15 protein-coding genes are annotated in these 17158 nt (G+C 66.0%); 9 read left to right on the top strand and 6 right to left on the bottom strand.

Annotated elements, in window-relative coordinates:
- The first annotated feature begins 58 nt into the window (after window positions 1-58).
- Together L3V85_RS27375 and L3V85_RS27370 are read left to right on the top strand one after the other, a co-directional pair.
- Complete coding sequence (locus L3V85_RS27375) at window positions 59-1300, top strand: pyridoxal-phosphate dependent enzyme (protein ID WP_237675800.1); 1242 nt, start codon at window positions 59-61, stop codon at window positions 1298-1300.
- A 16-nt stretch (window positions 1301-1316) separates the two neighbouring features.
- Window positions 1317-2297 (top strand): Bug family tripartite tricarboxylate transporter substrate binding protein, encoded by a 981-nt coding sequence (locus L3V85_RS27370; RefSeq protein ID WP_237675799.1) that lies wholly within the window; start codon window positions 1317-1319, stop codon window positions 2295-2297.
- 12 nt (window positions 2298-2309) lie between these two features.
- On the opposite strand, the gene L3V85_RS27365 is transcribed toward L3V85_RS27370, so the two are convergent.
- On the bottom strand, window positions 2310-2936 hold the full coding sequence (locus tag L3V85_RS27365; protein WP_237675798.1) for a helix-turn-helix transcriptional regulator: 627 nt from the start codon (window positions 2934-2936) through the stop codon (window positions 2310-2312).
- Between the two features lie 95 nt (window positions 2937-3031).
- Here L3V85_RS27365 and L3V85_RS27360 point away from each other — a divergent pair, with 95 nt between their 5' ends.
- Window positions 3032-4180 (top strand): threonine synthase, encoded by a 1149-nt coding sequence (locus L3V85_RS27360; protein ID WP_237675797.1) that lies wholly within the window; start codon window positions 3032-3034, stop codon window positions 4178-4180.
- Between the two features lie 19 nt (window positions 4181-4199).
- On the opposite strand, the gene L3V85_RS27355 is transcribed toward L3V85_RS27360, so the two are convergent.
- Both L3V85_RS27355 and L3V85_RS27350 read right to left on the bottom strand, forming a co-directional pair.
- Entirely contained in the window at window positions 4200-5186 is a 987-nt protein-coding gene (locus L3V85_RS27355; RefSeq protein ID WP_237675796.1) for an ornithine cyclodeaminase family protein, read from the bottom strand.
- A 62-nt stretch (window positions 5187-5248) separates the two neighbouring features.
- The gene (locus tag L3V85_RS27350) at window positions 5249-5557 is read right to left on the bottom strand and encodes a hypothetical protein (protein ID WP_237675795.1); all 309 of its coding nucleotides are present in this window, start codon (window positions 5555-5557) and stop codon (window positions 5249-5251) included.
- 169 nt (window positions 5558-5726) lie between these two features.
- Here L3V85_RS27350 and secA point away from each other — a divergent pair, with 169 nt between their 5' ends.
- The 6 genes from secA to L3V85_RS27320 all read left to right on the top strand — a co-directional run bounded on the left by secA (window position 5727) and on the right by L3V85_RS27320 (window position 15119).
- Complete coding sequence (gene secA / locus L3V85_RS27345) at window positions 5727-8513, top strand: preprotein translocase subunit SecA (RefSeq protein ID WP_237675794.1); 2787 nt, start codon at window positions 5727-5729, stop codon at window positions 8511-8513.
- Between the two features lie 30 nt (window positions 8514-8543).
- Window positions 8544-9773: a bifunctional glutamate N-acetyltransferase/amino-acid acetyltransferase ArgJ gene (gene argJ / locus L3V85_RS27340; protein WP_237675793.1), complete on the top strand. Its 1230-nt coding sequence runs from the start codon at window positions 8544-8546 to the stop codon at window positions 9771-9773.
- The gene (locus L3V85_RS27335; RefSeq protein ID WP_237675792.1) at window positions 9770-10645 is read left to right on the top strand and encodes an ATP-binding protein; all 876 of its coding nucleotides are present in this window, start codon (window positions 9770-9772) and stop codon (window positions 10643-10645) included. Before argJ ends, L3V85_RS27335 begins: the two co-directional genes overlap by 4 nt.
- A complete protein-coding gene (locus L3V85_RS27330) occupies window positions 10642-11076 on the top strand; it encodes an NUDIX domain-containing protein (protein ID WP_237675791.1) in 435 nt (144 codons plus the stop codon). The genes L3V85_RS27335 and L3V85_RS27330 overlap by 4 nt, the downstream gene beginning before the upstream one ends.
- 86 nt (window positions 11077-11162) lie before the next feature.
- Window positions 11163-13127 (top strand): acyltransferase family protein, encoded by a 1965-nt coding sequence (locus tag L3V85_RS27325; RefSeq protein WP_237680661.1) that lies wholly within the window; start codon window positions 11163-11165, stop codon window positions 13125-13127.
- Window positions 13128-13145: 18 nt separating this feature from the next.
- On the top strand, window positions 13146-15119 hold the full coding sequence (locus L3V85_RS27320) for an acyltransferase family protein (protein ID WP_237675790.1): 1974 nt from the start codon (window positions 13146-13148) through the stop codon (window positions 15117-15119).
- A gap of 11 nt (window positions 15120-15130) precedes the next feature.
- Here the strand turns inward: L3V85_RS27320 and L3V85_RS27315 are convergent, their stop codons facing one another.
- From L3V85_RS27315 to L3V85_RS27305, 3 genes are read right to left on the bottom strand one after another with little or no spacing between them, the layout of a single operon-like run.
- Complete coding sequence (locus L3V85_RS27315; protein ID WP_237675789.1) at window positions 15131-15340, bottom strand: DNA gyrase inhibitor YacG; 210 nt, start codon at window positions 15338-15340, stop codon at window positions 15131-15133.
- Window positions 15337-16092 carry a cell division protein ZapD gene (gene zapD / locus L3V85_RS27310; RefSeq protein ID WP_237675788.1) on the bottom strand — a complete coding sequence of 252 codons (756 nt, stop codon included), beginning with the start codon at window positions 16090-16092 and terminating at the stop codon, window positions 15337-15339. The genes L3V85_RS27315 and zapD overlap by 4 nt, the downstream gene beginning before the upstream one ends.
- A gap of 30 nt (window positions 16093-16122) precedes the next feature.
- A complete protein-coding gene (locus L3V85_RS27305) occupies window positions 16123-17157 on the bottom strand; it encodes a hypothetical protein (RefSeq protein WP_237675787.1) in 1035 nt (344 codons plus the stop codon).
- Window position 17158: the final 1 nt, after the last annotated feature.

The raw sequence follows: 17158 nt of genomic DNA, 5'->3' as shown, positions 1-17158 counted from the left end.
TCTGGGGCTGCGTAATTTTATTTCCGATTGCATAAGATTTGGGCACAACCTACAACACATGACGCCCGTGACGACATCGCCAGTTCTGGACTTCAAGTTCGCGCTACCGCCAGCGGATCCCTCGGCCTCTTCTTCGGGCGCTTTGCCGGGCATGGTCCGAGACCGAACGCCCAAGCCCCTGCGGAACCCACGCCTGCGCGGGCTGCAGTGCCTGCGATGCGATGCGCTCTACCCGATCACGCTCACGCACGACGGCTGTTCGGCCTGCAAGCGCGAGGGCGTTCATGTCGCGCTGCGCGCCAGCTACCTGCCCGACGGCCCGGTGGAAGCGATGCCCATGCCCTATGCGCCCGGCTTCACGCTGGGGGAGGGCAACACGCCGCTGCAGCAGATGCCCGAGCTGGCAAAGCAGTTCGGCGTGGCCAGCCTGGCGCTCAAGGACGAGTCCTGCAATCCGACCGGCTCGCACAAGGACCGCATGACCGCCGTGGGCGTGGCTCAGGCCTTCGACTTCGATGCGCACACGCTGGTGCTGGCCTCGTCGGGCAACGCGGCGGTGTCTGCGGCGCACTACGCCTGGGCCGCGGGCCTGGGCTGCGAGGTGGCCACCTACGAGGGCATGCCGGCCACCTATGCGCGGCAGCTCGATGCGCTGGGCGCGCGGCGCTATGTGTTCGCCGACAACGCGGGCCGCTGGGCCTTCGTGCGCGAGCGTTCGCAGTACCCCGGCTACTTCGCGCTCACCAACTACCGCCTGCCGGCTCTGGGCAGCGCGCCGCTGGCCATAGAAGGCTACAAGCCCATCGCCCTCGAATGCGTGACCGACGGCGGCCTGCCCGATCACATCGTGATTCCCACCGCGCGGGGCGACCTGGCGTGGGGCATCTACGCGGGCTTTCGCGACCTGCTGGCGGCGGGGCGCATTGCACGGCTGCCCAAGTTGTGGCTCGTGGAGCCCTTCGCGCGGCTGTCGTGCGTGCAGGCGGGCGGCGCGATCAATGGCAGCTACCCCGGCCACACCGCGCAGTTCTCGACCGCCGGCGCCACCGTGACCTACCTGCAATGGCAGGCCGCGACCGCCACCGGCGGCAGTGCCGTGGTGGTGGGCGACGAAGAGGCCCGCGCCGCACGCCGCCTGCTCACCGCCGCCGGCGTGAGCGCCGAGCTGTGTTCCGCCGGCAGCCTTGCCGCGCTGAAGCAGCTGCGCGAGAGCAACGCCATCGAGGCCGGCTCGCGCGTGGTGCTGATGCTGACCGCCAGCGCGTCGAGCGATCCGAGCTGGCCCGATCCCGCACCCTGATTCCTTAGGAGTTCCCATGCCGACGATGAATCGCCGGGCCGTTCTGGCCGCCGGCCCCGCGACCCTGCTCGCCGTAAGCCTGCCCGCCTGGGCTGCCTACCCCGACAAGCCGATCAAGCTCGTCGTGCCGTGGGCCGCGGGCGGCAGCACCGACGCCATCGCGCGGGCGATGGCGCAGCGCATGAGCCAGACCATCGGCAGCCCGGTGATCGTGGACAACAAGCCCGGCGCCGCCGGCATGATCGGCACCGACGCCGCCGCCAAGGCCGCGCCCGACGGCTACACCATCGCCATCGTCGAGCTGCCGCACGCCATCGCGCCGGCGGTGACCGCCAAGCTGCCCTACGACCTGCTGCGCGACTTCACGCCCGTGACCATGATCGGCACGTCGCCGCTGGTGTTCTTCGCGGGCATGGAGGACGACAGCAGGGACTTCAAGACCTTCCTGCGCACGGCCGCCGCCAAGGCCGCGCCGCCGGCCATCGCGCACAGCGGCGCGGGCACGGTGAGCCACCTGGCGGCGGAACTGCTCGCGAGCCGCACGAAGATCAGGTTCAACATGGTTCCGTACCGCGGCTCGGCGCCCGCGCTCACCGACGTGGCCGCCGGCACGGTGGCGGGCCACTTCGCGACGATGGCCAGCGGCTCCAGCCTGCTGGGCGCGAACCGCATCCGGCCGCTGCTGGTGACGAGTACGCAGCGGGTGAACATTCCCGGCCTGCAGAACGTGCCCGCGCTCGCGGAGAACAATCTCCGGGGCCTGGAGATCGACCAGTGGTGGGCCATGGTCGCGCCGGCCACCACGCCGCTGGACGTGATCGAGAAGCTGCGCCGCGAGGCCATTGCCGCCCTCGAGCATGCGTCGGTGAAGGAGCGGCTGTCGGTGCTGGGCGTGCAGATGAAGGGCTCGACGCCGCTGGAATTGCGCGCGTTCCTGCGCGCCGAGGCCGAGCGCTGGCAGAAGGCCGCGCACGAGATCGGCCTGCAGCCCCAGTAGCCCGGAGGCGGCTTACTTTGCGTCGCTGTAGACGGTGGCGCGCGACACGCCCATGTGCGCAGCCGCGATCTCCGCGCCGCGGCGCACTTCCAGCAGGCCGGCCTTCTTCAGATCCTGCACCAGCTGCTTGCGGTCGGCCGGCTTGAGCGAGCGCGAGGTGGTCGCGCGCGCGGCCGCGAATTCGTCGATGCGCGCATGGATGCGGTCGGTGTGGTTGCCGCCGGCCTCGATGTGCTCGTGCACCTGCTTGTCGTCGATGCGGGTGAACTGCGAGATCGCGCCCTGGAAGCTCTGGAACAGCGTGAGGTCGACGTTCAGGCACAGCGCCGCCACGTACTCGCCGCTCTCGTCCTTGATGCCGATCGAGGTGCTCTTGACCTTGCGCCCGTCCGGAAAGGTGTTGGCATAGTTCGCGATCACCGCCGGGAACTCCGGGTCCTGGATGCGCGCCAGGCCCAGTTCGGTGACCGACTGGCCGACTTCCCGGCCGCTCAGGCTGTTCTCGATGGCGTAGATCGCGTTCTTCGGATTGCTCAGGTCGTGGACCACCACCTCGCAGAAAGGCGCGAAGGTCTGGCCCAGGCCTTCGGCCATGTTGCGCAGCATTTCGAGCACCTGCTTGTTCGACTTCTTTTTCATGGCATGGAATGTATCCAGCGCTGGACTAAAAATCCAAATTATACAAATAGTATAAAACTGGATGTATTATCCAGTTTTGGCCGATGGAGTCGCGAATGACCTCGAAAGAACGCGCGCGCTACGTCGATCCGCGCACCGGCAAGCATCACGAACTGTCGGAGCGCCGCTGGCGCTCCGACGACGGCAATCCGATGCTGGTCACGCCGTTGCCCGGCATCTCGCGCGACGACATCGATTCGCGTGAGCGTTCGCTCTGGCGTTATCGCGCGGCGCTGCCGGTGGTCATCGAGAGGCCGGCGAGCATGGGCGAGGGCTGTACGCCGCTGGTGCAAAAGCGCTGGGGCGGGCTGGAGCCGTATTTCAAGCTCGAATGGTTCAACCCGACCTGCAGCTTCAAGGACCGGGGCGCGGCCGTGATGATGTCCTTCCTGCGCCAGATCGGCGTCGACGCGGTGCTGGAGGACAGCTCGGGCAATGGCGGCGCGGCCATTGCGGCCGCCGGTGCGGCGGCGGGCATGCGCGTGAAGGTGCTGGCGCCCAGCTACACGCCGGCGCCCAAGGTGGCGCAGATCCGCGCCTTCGGGGCCGAAGTGCAACTGGTGCCGGGGCCGCGCGAGGAATCGGAGTACGAGGCGGTGCGCCAGTCGGAATCGATCTTCTACGCGAGCCACAACTGGCACCCCTTCTTCCTGGAGGGCACGAAGACGCTGGCCTACGAGCTGTGGGAAGACCTGGGCTTTGTTGCGCCCGACAACGTGGTGATTCCGACCGGAGCGGGCAGCAACGTGCTGGGCTGCTGGATCGGCTTCAAGGAGCTGCTGGCGGCGGGGCAGATCAGCAAGCTGCCGCGCATCTTCGTCGCGCAGCCGCTGAACTGCTCGCCGATCGACGCGAGCTTCGTGGCGGGCGTGGACACGCTGGTGGAGCGCGCCGTGCAGCCGACCATCGCGGAAGGCACAGCGATCAAGCGGCCCGTGCGCCTGCGGGAAATTTTGCAGGCGCTGCGCGAGACCGGCGGCAAAACGGTGGCGCTGACCGAGGAGCAGATCGCCGCTGCGGTGCGCCAGTTGGCCGCGAGCGGGCTCTACGCCGAGCCGACATCCGCCTCGGCCGCGGCGGCCATCGACGTGCTGGCGCAGCGCGGCGACATCCGCGCTGGCGAGACGACGGTTGCATTGCTGACCGGCACGGGCCTGAAGTCGACGCAGTTCATGACCGGGCTGTTCGGCGGCGAGACCGCATAGAGCGCCGCCGCGGCCCGGCTCACCAGGGCCAGGCGATGCGCGTGCCCGAGCTTGTTTCGTCCGCCTGCGCGTGCAGCAGGCGCGCGACGGTCAAGTCCTGCAGTGCGAGGCCGGTCATGTCGAAGACGGTGATGTCTCCGGGGGCTCGCTGGAAGCTTGTTTTTCCGCTCAGCAGGTCGCCGAGTTCGGTGACTGGCGTGTCGGGTGCCCATTGGGTTTCGCCGATCTGCCGGGCCTGGGTGCTGTCGTCGACGAAAAGCCGGGCGCGCGGCAGCAGGCCTTCCGGCAGCTCGCGCTTGCCTCGGGTATCGGCGCCGACGCAGTTCAGATGGGTGCCGGGCTGCACGGCCTCCAGCTCGAAGAGGGCGCCGCCGCCCGGCGTGGCGGTGATCACCACGTCGCTTCGAGAGACGGCCGCGTTGCGGTCGGCGGCGGGGGCGATGTTGCAGCGCCCGGCAAAGATTGCTTCGAATGCCGGCTTGCGCTGGCCGTCGGCGCTCATATAGAGAACGTCGCTCAGAGAGGGCAGCAGGCGCAGCGCGAAGTCGAGCTGGATGCGTGCCTGCACGCCGGTGCCGAACAGGCACAGCCGGGTGCTGTCGGGCCGCGCGAGCTGCTGCAGGCCCAGCCCGCCCGCCGCGCCGGTGCGAACGGTCGTGACCGCGTTGCCGTCGATCACGCACAGGGGGCGGCCAGTGGCGGGATCGATCAGCAGGATCGTCGCCTGGTGCGGCTCGCCGCCGCGCTGCCGGTTGGCGGGCCAGAACCCGGCCGCCTTGAAACCGAGCAGTCCCTGGGCCTGCACGTCGCCCGACTTGATGCCGAACACGCCGCCGGTCTTCAGCGGTTCGCGCACCACCGGGAACACCCGGCCTTCGCGCTCGCTGTGCAGGACGAAGGCCTCGCGGACGGCCCGGAGCACGTCGTCGGGCGAGAGCAGGGTGTCGACCTGGTTCTTGTCGAGCAGAAGGAGCCGGGCGTCGGCGGGGGCGGTGGATGGCGTCATCTGGAAATATTATCCAATTCCAGACGAAAAATATAGGACCACCCGCCCACCCATCCATTCAGTCAGCGGCCTGTATGCACCTTGATGCGGATGCTCGCGACGTCCCAGCCCCGGTTCTTGAGCCGCGTCACCAGCATCGGGGCCAACTGGCGCAGCTTGGCGGCGGCGGCGCTGCCCTGCACCAGCAGGCACCACACATCGCCCTCGGCCGGGCCGGCCTGTATAGCCCCGCGCATGGCGGGTGGAATCAGGCCCTCCACGGCTTTCAGCCGCTCCGCCGTGTCGCGGGCGCGCGCCATCAGGCTGCCCAGGGTGGGCGAGCCTTCCGCGGCTTGCTGCAGCGAAATCGGAGGTGGCGTGCGGCGATACATGGGTAATCCAGGGGTTAGAAACAAGACAGCTAAAATGCCCGGTTTGCCGACGTTCGCGCCGGAAAAAAGGCCGCTTGCTTTCATTGAAAGCGCGCCCAACTGCTTTCACCATATCTTAGGGAATCCGGTCGAAGTGCCTGTCGCGTCAGGCGCCCGCCCATCTCCACCCATGGCAACCAACTTCCTGACCCAGATTTTCGGCAGTCGCAACGATCGGCTCCTCAAGCAGTATCGCAAGACGGTGGAACGCATCAATGCGCTCGAACCCGAGTTCGAGAAGCTCAGCGACGAGGCACTGCGCGCCAAGACGCAGGAGTTCAAGGACCGCATCGCCAAGGGCGAGACCGTCGACGCCCTGCTGCCGGAGGCTTTCGCCACGGTGCGCGAAGGCTCCAAGCGCGTCATGAAGATGCGCCACTTCGACGTGCAACTGCTGGGCGGCATGGCGCTGCACAACGGCAAGATTTCCGAAATGCGCACCGGCGAAGGCAAGACGCTGACCGCCACGCTGCCGGTGTACCTGAATGCGCTGACCGGCAAGGGCGTGCACGTGGTCACGGTGAACGACTACCTGGCCAGCCGCGACGCGACCTGGATGGGCCGCCTCTACAACTTCCTCGGCCTCACCGTCGGCATCAACCTGCCGCAGATGCCGCGCGAGGAAAAGCAGCAGGCCTACGGCAGCGACATCACGTACGGCACGAACAACGAGTACGGCTTCGACTACCTGCGCGACAACATGGTCTACGAGCCCGGCGACCGGGTGCAGCGCGGCCTGAACTACGCGATCGTCGACGAGGTGGACTCGATCCTGATCGACGAGGCCCGCACGCCGCTGATCATCAGCGGCCAGGCCGAAGACCACACCGACCTCTACCTGGCCATCAACAAGGTGGTGCCGCTGCTGACCAAGCAGGAAGGCGAAGCCGACCCGCGCACCGGCGAAGGCGTCACGGTGCCCGGCGACTTCACGGTCGACGAGAAGACGCACCAGGTCTTCCTGACCGAAGACGGCCACGAGAACGCCGAGCGCATCCTGGGCGAGTTCAAGCTGCTGCCCGAAGGCGCGTCGCTCTACGACCCGGCCAACATCACGCTGATGCACCACCTGAACGCGGCGCTGCGTGCCCGTCACCTGTACCACCGCGACCAGCATTACGTGGTTCAGCAGGGCGAAGTGGTGATCGTCGACGAATTCACCGGCCGCCTCATGACCGGCCGCCGCTGGAGCGACGGCCTGCACCAGGCCGTGGAAGCCAAGGAAGGCGTGGAGATCCAGGCCGAGAACCAGACGCTGGCCTCGATCACCTTCCAGAACTATTTCCGCCTGTACGGCAAGCTCGCCGGCATGACCGGCACGGCAGACACCGAAGCCTACGAGTTCCAGGAAATCTATGGTCTGGAGACCATGATCATTCCGCCGAACCGCATCAGCAAGCGCGACGACCAGCTCGACCGCGTCTACAAGACGACGCGCGAGAAGTACGAAGCCGCCATCCAGGACATCCGCGAGTGCTACGAGCGCGGCCAGCCGGTGCTGGTGGGCACATCGTCCATCGAGAACTCCGAAATCATCGACGGCCTGCTCGAGAAGGCGGGCCTGCCGCACCAGGTGCTGAACGCCAAGCAGCACGCCCGCGAAGCCGACATCGTGGCGCAGGCCGGCCGCACGAAGATGATCACCATCGCGACCAACATGGCCGGCCGCGGTACCGACATCGTGCTGGGCGGCAACATCGAGAAGATGATCGAGGCGATCGAGGCCGACGAGGGCCGCGACGAAGCAGCCAAGAAGGCCGACATCGAGCATGTGCGCGCCGAATGGACCAAGGACCACGAGTTCGTGAAGTCGCTCGGCGGCCTGCGCATCATCGCGACCGAACGCCACGAATCGCGCCGCATCGACAACCAGCTGCGTGGCCGTTCGGGCCGCCAGGGCGACCCGGGTTCGTCGCGCTTCTACCTGAGCCTGGACGATCCGCTGATGCGCATCTTCGCGGGCGACCGCGTCAAGGCGATCATGGACCGCCTGAAGATGCCCGACGGCGAAGCCATTGAGGCCGGCATCGTCACGCGCAGCATCGAGAGCGCGCAGCGCAAGGTCGAGGCGCGCAACTTCGACATCCGCAAGCAGCTGCTCGAGTACGACGACGTGTCGAACGACCAGCGCAAGGTGATCTACCAGCAGCGCAACGACATCCTCGACGCGGGCGACCTCACGGCGCAGATCGCCGGCCTGCGCGAAGGCTGCTTCACCGACCTCGTGCGCCAGTACGTGCCCAGCGAATCGGTCGAGGAGCAGTGGGACCTGGCCGCGCTGGAGAACACGCTCTTCACCGAGTGGGGCATCGACATGCCGCTCAAGAAGGATGTCGAGGCCGCGGAAGCCATTGCCGACGAGGACATCGTCGAGAAGGTGCTGCAGCACGCCAACGAAACCTTCGACGCGAAGGTGGCGCTGATCGGCCAGGAGAATTTCACCCAGTTCGAACGCATGGTGCTGCTGCAGAGCATCGACACCCACTGGCGCGAACACCTGGCCTCGCTCGACTACCTGCGCCAGGGCATCCACCTGCGCGGCTATGCGCAGAAACAGCCCAAGCAGGAATACAAGCGCGAAGCCTTCGAGCTCTTCGGCCAACTGCTCGACTCGGTCAAGAACGAAGTCACGCGCCAGCTGATGACGGTGCGCGTGCAATCGGGCGAACAGCTCGAGGAAGCCGCAGAAGCGCTCGAGAGCCGCGGCGAGAACGTCACCAACATCACCTACACCGCGCCGACGGAAACCGGCGAGGTCGAGGTGCGCGTCGACGAGGAAAGCCAGCGCCGCGCGGCGGCCGCGGGTGCCGGCGCCCTGAGCGCCGAAGCCCTGGCCTTCGCCCGCGTCGGCCGCAACGACCCGTGCCCCTGCGGCAGCGGCAAGAAGTACAAGCAATGCCACGGCAAGCTGACCTGACCAGATCCGGAACCTAAGAAGAGACATCCCATGCCCGTGAACCTGTCTGCTCCCGATCCCGCCGCGCTGTTCGCGGTGCCTGGTGTCCGCATCGGCGTGGCCGAAGCGGGCGTGCGCAAGGCCAATCGCAAGGACCTGACCGTCGTGCTGATCGACGAAGGCGCCGCGGTCGGCGGCGTGTTCACCCAGAACCGTTTCTGCGCCGCGCCGGTGCAGGTCTGCCGCGAGCACCTGGCCGCGAACCACGGCATCCGCGCGATGGTGATCAACACCGGCAACGCGAACGCCGGCACGGGCGAAGACGGGCTGATGCGCACGCGCTCCACCTGCATCGCGCTCGCGCGCAAGCTGGAAATCTCGCCCGAGCAGATCCTGCCGTTCTCGACCGGCGTGATCATGGAGCCGCTGCCGGTCGACCGCATCGAAGCCGGCCTGCCGGCCGCGCTGGCCGATGCCGACGCCAACCACTGGGCGCGCGCGGCCGAAGGCATCATGACCACCGACACGATCCCGAAGGCCTTCAGCCAGCAGGCGCAGGTCGGCGGCGCGACCGTCAGCATCACCGGCATCAGCAAGGGCGCCGGCATGATTCGCCCGAACATGGCGACCATGCTCGGCTTCATGGCGACCGACGCGAAGATCGACCCGTCGCTGGTCCAGCCGCTGGCCAGGCTGCTGGCCGACGCCTCGTTCAACCGTGTGACCATCGACGGCGACACCTCGACCAACGACTCGTTCGTGGTCATCGCGACGCAGAAGGCGACCAACGCCACCATCACCTCGCTCGATTCGGCCGACGGCAAGGCGCTGGTGTCCGCCATGCAGAACGTGGCGCGCCAGCTGGCACAGGCGATCGTGCGCGACGGCGAGGGCGCGACCAAGTTCATCACCGTGCAGGTCGAAGGCGGCCGCAACGCCGCGGAGTGCAAGCAGGTGGCCTATGCCGTGGCGCATTCGCCGCTGGTCAAGACGGCCTTCTATGCCAGCGACCCGAACCTGGGCCGCATCCTGGCGGCCGTGGGCTACGCGGGCATCGACGACCTCGACCAGACCGGCATCGACCTGTTCCTCGACGACGTGCACGTGGCGGTCAAGGGCGGGCGCAATCCGGCCTACCGCGAAGAAGACGGCCAGCGCGTGATGAAGCAGAGCGAGATCACGGTGCGCATCGGCCTGGGCCGCGGCGACGCCAGCGAAACCGTGTGGACCTGCGACTTCAGCCACGAATACGTGACCATCAACGCCGACTACCGGTCATGAACGAGCAGTTCCAGAAGCTGATCGAACGCGCCGAACAGCTGATCAACCGCATCGAATCGATCCTGCCGCAGCCGCTGGCGGAGCCGACCGACTGGAACGCTTCCATCGCCTGGCGCTACCGCCGCCGCAGCTCGGGCCACGGCGTGCTCGAGCCGGTAAAGCACGTGGCCGCGATGTCGCTCGATTCGCTCAAGGAAATCGACGTCCAGAAGGAAAAGATCGCGCGCAACACGCAGCAGTTCGTCGAAGGCAAGCCTGCCAACAACGTGCTGCTGACGGGCGCGCGGGGCACCGGCAAGTCGTCGCTCATCCGCGCCTGCCTGCAGACCTACGCGCCGCAGGGGCTGCGCCTGATCGAGGTCGACAAGGCCGAGCTCACCGACCTGCCCGACATCGTCGAGGTGGTCTCGCAGCGGCCCGAGAAATTCATCGTGTTCAGCGACGACCTGAGCTTCGACGAGGGCGAGCCGGGCTACAAGGCGCTGAAGTCGATCCTCGACGGCTCGATCGCGGCGTCGACGCCCAATGTGCTGATCTACGCGACCAGCAACCGGCGCCACCTGCTGCCCGAGTACATGAAGGACAACCTCTCGTACACCCACACCGAGGACGGCGAAGTCCATCCCGGCGAGGTGATCGAGGAAAAGATCTCGCTGTCGGAGCGCTTCGGCCTCTGGGTGAGCTTCTATCCCTTCAGCCAGAACGAGTACCTGACGATCGTGGGGCAGTGGCTCTCGTCGTTCGGCGCGGACGAAGCCGCCATTGCCGCGGCGCGGCCCGAGGCGCTGGTCTGGGCGCTGGAGCGCGGTTCGCGCAGCGGCCGCGTGGCCTACCAGTTCGCGCGGGACTACGCAGGGCGGAGCAACGCGTGAGCGAGCCGCGCAAGCACACGGAAGTCGCCGTCGGCGTGCTGATCCGCCTGTCGGACGACGCGCTGCTGCTTTCCACCCGGCCCGAAGGCAAGGCCTACGCGGGCTACTGGGAGTTTCCCGGCGGCAAGATCGAGGCGGGCGAAACGGTCGAGCAGGCGCTGCGGCGCGAGCTGCAGGAAGAACTCGGCATCACCATCGACGGCGCCGAGGTCTGGAAGATCACCGAACACGACTATCCGCACGCGCTGGTGCGCCTGCACTGGTGCAAGGTCACCGCCTGGAGCGGCGAATTCGAGATGCGCGAAGGCCAGCAGATGGCCTGGCAGCAGCTGCCGTTGGAGGTGACGCCGGTGTTGCCGGGCGCGCTGCCCGTGCTGCAGTGGCTGTCCGAGGAGCGTGGGCTGCCGTTCGCGCAGCAAGACGCGGCCTAGACCCATGCCGGGCGCACGAGCCCTTCTTTCGGATCTGGAAGAAGAGGCCCGGCTCCCGGATGTTCAATGGACCCCTCGACTGATTGATGCACCCCAAGTACCGCCCCGACATCGACGGCTTACGCGCCGTCGCGGTAGCGTCCGTGGTGCTCTATCACGCGTTCCCGAGCCTGCTGCCCGGGGGATTCATCGGCGTTGACATCTTCTTCGTGATCTCGGGCTTCCTGATCACGACCATCATCCTGCAGAGCCTGGCAGCGGGCGACTTCAGCTTCAAGGACTTCTACGCCCGCCGGGTACGGCGCATATTCCCCGCGCTGGCCATCGTGCTGCTCGTTACGCTGTGTGCCGGGTGGTACCTGCTGTTGTCCGATGAGTTCGCCGAACTCGGCACGCAGACGGTGGGCGGGGCTGGCTTCGTTGCCAACCTGGTTTTCTGGGGCGAAGCGGGCTACTTCGACACGGCGGCGGAGACCAAGCCGCTGCTGCACCTCTGGTCGCTGGGCATCGAGGAGCAGTTCTATATTTTCTGGCCGTTGCTGCTGGGTCTTGCCTGGCGCAGGCAATGGCCGATCGTGCGCGTGATATTGGGAATTGCGGCAATCTCGTTGCTGGTCAATGTCGCGACGGTGCATCCTTTTCCGACAGCATCGTTCTATTCGCCGGCTTCGCGGTTCTGGGAACTGATGGTCGGGGGCATTCTGGCTTGCATGCGGCTGCGGCCGCCGAACCCCAGCCCATGGCGCAGCCACTTGCAATCCGTGCTCGGCATCGGACTGATCGTTCTGGGGCTGGTGATGATCCGCGCCATCAAGGCGTTCCCGGGCTGGTGGGCGCTGTTGCCTACGCTGGGTGCGATGAGTTGCATCGCCGCCGGGCCGACAGGTGTGCTGAACAGGTACCTGCTTTCCAACCGCGTGATGGTATGGATCGGGCTCATCAGCTATCCGCTGTACCTTTGGCACTGGCCGCTGCTGGTGTATGTCCGCCTTGTCGAAAATGATCCGCTGCATCATTCGGTGACCGCCAGGATCGCGGCCGTGATTGCCAGCGTAGTGCTGGCCTGGGCGACCTACCGATTCGTCGAGCGCTTCGTCAGGCGCCGGCAGACCACGGGGGTCTTGCGTGGACTGGTGGTCTCGATGCTGGTATTGGCGCTAGCGGGCGCAGTGGTGTCGTTCGGTGTTCCTTCTCCGCGCAACAACAATGCACAGCTTCAGGCCGTGGCCAATGCTGCGGTGGACGCCGACTACTACGGCGGCCTCACGCGCGACATGGTCGGTGACCAGCGGGTCTACAAGGCTGGAACGGGCGTGGCCGATACATTCTTCGTGGGAGACAGCCATGTGCAACAGTACGCGCCACGGGCGCTGGCCGTGACACAAGCTTTCCCCGAGGACACGCGCACCGCTTACTTCGCGACTCTGGGTTCATGCCCGCCGGTGCCTGGTGTCTTCGCGGACAAGAATGTCGATTGCCCTGAGCGGCGCAATAAGACCCTGGCCTTCGCCTACGATCCCCAGGTCAAGACGGTCGTGATCGGCGGCTGCTGGAATTGCTACTTTCTCGACTCGGGGGCGCTGGACTATTACTTCCGCGGCCCCGATGGTGTGGTGCATCCCTTCCAGAGCGGAGACGGCATCGCCCGATCGCTCGCTTCGCTGGAAGCGCTCCTGCACGACCTGTCGCAGAAAAAGAAGGTGTACCTGCTGCTGGACAATCCGGGAGGCGAGCATTTCACGCCGAGGCGATTGATTCAGGGCAACAGACTGAGGCACATCACCGCCGCGCCGACAACGCCTACGGCACCGCTTCCTGCCAATCAGAAGCAGCTCAACGACCGGCTGCTGGAGATTGCGGCCGCAAGCGGTGCGGAGCCCATCAATGCCGTGGCCACCCTGTGCAAGGACAATGAGTGCCAGAGAACCATGCCGGATGGCGATCCTTCGTACAAGGACGGGGACCATCTTCGCCTGGAGTTCACGCGAGACCACGCCACCTACATCGATCGAGTGCTGCGCAAGAGCGACGTTGCCCAGCCCGTCAGGTAGCCAAGGACCGATTGCACGATGCACCCCAAGTACCGCCCGGACATTGACGGCCTGCGCGCCATCGCGGTGGGCTCGGTGCTGGTCTATCACGCGTTCCCGAGCCTGTTGCCCGGGGGGTTCATCGGGGTCGACATCTTCTTCGTGATCTCGGGCTTCCTGATCACGACCATCCTCCTGCAGAGCCTGGCGGCCGGCGATTTCAGTTACCGGGACTTCTACGCGAGGCGCATCAGGCGCATTTTCCCGGCACTGCTTCTTGTCTTGCTGGCTACGCTGGCTTTCGGCTGGTACGTGCTGTTGCCGGGGGAGTTTTCGCAACTCGGCAAGCAGATCACGGGTGGTGCCGCCTTCTTCGCCAACCTGGTGTTCCTGGGCGAGTCTGGCTATTTCGACGCCACTGCGGAGACAAAGCCGCTTCTTCACCTGTGGTCGCTGGGTATCGAGGAACAGTTCTACATTTTCTGGCCGCTGCTGTTGGGGCTGGCCTGGCGCAAGCGCTGGCCCATCCTGCGCGTGACCCTGGCGGTGGCCGCGATCTCTTTCCTGATCAATGTGCTGACGGTGCAGCCGCATCGCGCGGCCGCCTTTTATTCGCCGCTGTCGCGTGCCTGGGAATTGATGGCTGGCGGCTTGCTCGCGGCGATGCGACTCCAGGCTGCGAACGGCTCGGCGGACTCGCGGCCGTGGGTGAGGCATGTGCAATCGATCGTCGGCGTCGGGTTGATCGTGCTGGGGCTCGTGATGACGCGCAGCACGAAGGCATTTCCAGGGTGGTGGGCGCTGTTGCCGGTATTGGGTGCGGCGAGCTGCATCGCCGCGGGACCGAGTGGCGTGCTCAACCGATATCTGCTGTCGAATCGCCTGATGGTGTGGATCGGGCTGATCAGCTATCCGCTCTATCTGTGGCATTGGCCGCTGTTGTCGTACGCGCGCATCATTGAAGGAGGAGAGCCCTCGCTCGAATTGCGCGTGGCGCTCGTCGTTGCGGCCATCGTGCTGGCATGGGGAACCTATCGATTCGTCGAGCGCTTCGTCAAGCTTCACCTGTCGACGGGGCTGCTGCGCGGCCTGGCGGGCGGCGGGGCCGCGCTAGCACTGGCCGGCGTGCTGGTGTTCCTGGGAATGCCTTCCCCCCGCAACGCCAGCCAGGCGTTGCAGGCCGTGGCGGATGCGACGCAAGAAGACAACTACTACGACGGCTTTCAGGAGGACACGCTGGGCGGACAATTCGTTTACCGCACCGGCCAGGGAAAGCACAACGTGCTCCTGATCGGGGACAGCCATGTCGAGCAATATGCGCCGCGTGCTCTGGAACTGGTACGCACCGAGCCAGCCAAGGCGCGCACCGTGTACTTCGCGACCAAAGGCTCCTGCCCGCCAGTACCGGGATTGTTCTCCCGGCTCGATGCCGGCGGCGACTGCGGCGAGCGCCGCGCCGCGGTGCTCGAGCTGGCACTGCAACCGCAGATCGACACGGTCGTGCTGGGCGCCTGCTGGAGTTGCTACTTCACGGGCACCGGCCTCCTCGTGAACTACTTTCTGGACGACAGGAAAGCCGCGCATCCGTTCGTGAGCGGGGATGGTGTCGATCTTTCGTTGAAGTCGCTAGGCGAGGTGTTGAAACGGGTCTCGGCGCGCAAGAAGGTGTATCTCGTGCTGGGCAACCCGGTGGGCCTGGATTTCGATCCGCTGAAGCAGATCCAGGGCGACCGCCTGGGAACGATGACGGCGTCGTCCGGGCGCCTCACGGCCCCGGTGCCGCAGGATCAGGCGGAGCTCAATGCGCGGTTGAAGCAGGTGGCATTGGCGAACGGAGCGCAGGTCATCGAGCCCTTTGACAGCCTTTGCGCTTCCGGCGCCTGCATCCGCAGCATGCCGGACGATGATTCGCCGGCCTACAAGGACATTGGCCACCTGCGGCCCAGATACACACGCAACTTTGCGACGTACATCGATCCGGCACTCTTGGACGAAGACGCGAACGGGAAATAGCCCGCTCGTATTTATTGGATCTTGGGATCGCCGAAGGGCTCGTCGTCCGGCGGCGCTTCGGCCGGCATCCGGAATTCCTCGCTGGCCCAGGCGCCCAGGTCGATGCCCTTGCAGCGTGCGCTGCAGAACGGGCGATAGGCGTTGCTCGGTGCGTAGATGCTGTCGCCGCCGCACGTGGGGCAGCGGACGATCCGCTCGCCTTTGTCGTTCACCGCGGTCATGCGCAGAGGGTCAGCTCGAAAGGCGCGTCGTCCGAGCTTTGGTGCAGGCGGTCGTCCTTGTCGTGGCGCATGAGACGCACCGAGACCATGAGGCGATTGCCGCTGATTTCAGGAATGAGGCCCAGCTTGGGGTCGATGCGCAGGCGCAGCAGCTGGAAGCTGCGGCCCTGGGGCAGGTTCTGCTGGAACTGGCCGTTGGTGGCGATCACCTTGTAGGGCACGTCGGCGTCGCGCAGCAGCTTGAGCAGCAGGTAAATCGACGAGGCCAGCGGCGAGAGCGTGTTCGACCAGCGTTCGAGGTCGGCCCGGCGGCTGGCCGGGGGGCGGTGCTGCCAGGCGTAGTAGGCGGGCAGGTCGAATTCGCAGGTGCCGCCCGGAATGCCGGCTCGGCTGCGGATGCTCATGAGCCACTCGTTTTCCGTCAGCGCCTGCCCGGCCTTGCCGGCCACGCCGTTGAGGGTGGTGAAGTTGCGCTCGAGCTGGCTGACGACCTGGTCGAGCACCGCTTCGGCGATGGCCGGGTTGCCGCGATAACTGTTGAAGACGGTCTTGTGCTTGTCGAGGTCGCGCAGTACGTCGGCCTTGAGGTCGGCCCGCGCGGCGACGTCCATGATCTCGAAGATCGTGATCAGGGCGTAATGGTGGGACAGCGGCGATTCAGCGGGTACCAGCTCGCCCAGGCGGCGAAACAGGTGCTCCAGCCGCAGGTAGGTGCGGATGCGCTCGTTGAAGGGGTACTCGTAAAGGATCACGCGTATCGTTTTTTCACGTCAGGTTCGAGCTCATTGCGACTTGGCTGCCGGGGGCGGAAACACTTGTCGCACAGCCTCCAGCATACGCTGACCGAAAAGAATGTATCCGCGGGTCGAGACATGGGTTTCGTTGGCGGGGAAAAAGTCCATCACCTTGAAGCGGTTCTCGGCCGCCACGGCGAACAGGTCTGGCCCGATATTTTGCGGGTTGAACGCGGCGCGGAACACGTCGGCATGATCTTGTTGCAAATAGACCGTGGTCTTGTTCGGCACGACCATCCACAAGACCTTGTAGGGCGCGGCCGTGTCTTCGAAGCTTTTCATGAACTGTGCGGACCTGAGCGAGAGCGCCGGATTGATGCGGTCTTCAGCGGTCATCAGCAGCTTGTCGCAGGCCTGATGGCTGAACTGCTTGCAGCCGTCGGGCACGACGCGCGCATCGATCAGCGGGCCCCAGTGCTCGGGCGTGTTGGTCCAGTTGTCGGAGCGCAGGATGGCCTTGGTGTTTTTGTAGGTGAGCCAGCCACTGAGCAGTTGGGCGTCCCAGTTGATCTGGAAGCCGGGGGCGGGCTTTGCCGGGTTCTCGAAAGGCGGGGGCGTCGGATTGAAGGGGTGCTTCATCGTCTGGCAGGACTCGGACTCCTTGATCCGGTATTCAAGGAGGCGCTCGATGCTCTCGACGATCACGACCTTGCCCTTGAAGCCGGATTTCTCAAGCCAGTTCGAGAAGTCCCCGCACAGCGTTCCGCCGAGGTTGTCCCAGTGGGTGGTCGTCACCTTGTAGCCTGCCCCGACAAGAGATGCCTGCCAGGCGTAGCGCACTGAAAAACTATCGCCGATGACCAGGATGTCGGATTCGTTGACCGGCCAAGTCTTGACGTCGGCGTCCGGAATGGGCGGTGGCGGCGCGTGCCAACCGAACTGACGCTCCGAGATGCGCCCGATGCGGGTCAGGTCGCCATAGGGTATGGGCGTGAAGAGGCTGATGAGCAACAAAGCGCAGCACACCAGATAGCCTGCGGCGAAGATTCCCAGCCAGGTCTTGGCCGATTTCGTGTCTTCCATG

Origin of the sequence: Variovorax paradoxus, assembly GCF_022009635.1 — a bacterium.
Classification (GTDB): Bacteria; Pseudomonadota; Gammaproteobacteria; order Burkholderiales; family Burkholderiaceae_C; genus Variovorax.
The sequence above is the reverse complement of the archived record's forward strand: the minus strand, read 5'-3'. Positions and strand labels throughout refer to the sequence as shown.